The organism is Vibrio sp. 10N.222.52.C12 (assembly GCF_041474215.1).
Classification (GTDB): Bacteria; Pseudomonadota; Gammaproteobacteria; order Enterobacterales; family Vibrionaceae; genus Vibrio; species Vibrio crassostreae_C.
This window is the reverse complement of the sequence record NZ_JBFRTR010000225.1, coordinates 1-245: the sequence shown is the minus strand read 5'-3', so window position 1 is coordinate 245 and position 245 is coordinate 1. Positions and strand designations below refer to the sequence as shown.

General features: G+C 42.4%; 1 tRNA gene. It reads right to left on the bottom strand.

Annotation, left to right across the window (positions count from 1 at the left end):
• Positions 1–82: 82 nt before the first annotated feature.
• A tRNA-Arg gene (locus AB4623_RS23935) sits at positions 83–159 on the bottom strand.
• Positions 160–245: the final 86 nt, after the last annotated feature.

The window sequence follows — 245 nt, the reverse complement described above, 5'->3', positions numbered from 1 at the left end:
CGCACGGTTTTAGTATCAATTCGTTGTAAACAACAACTCAATACAAGGATTTCTGTTCTTATAAGAAAGAAGCCCTAAATAGTGGCGCGTCCTGGAGGATTCGAACCTCCGACCGCCTGGTTCGTAGCCAGGTACTCTATCCAGCTGAGCTAAGGACGCACGGTTTTTGATATTAATTCTCGACGAACGATTTATCAATATCAGGATTCACATTCTTATAAGAACTAAACCCTAAATAGTGGCGC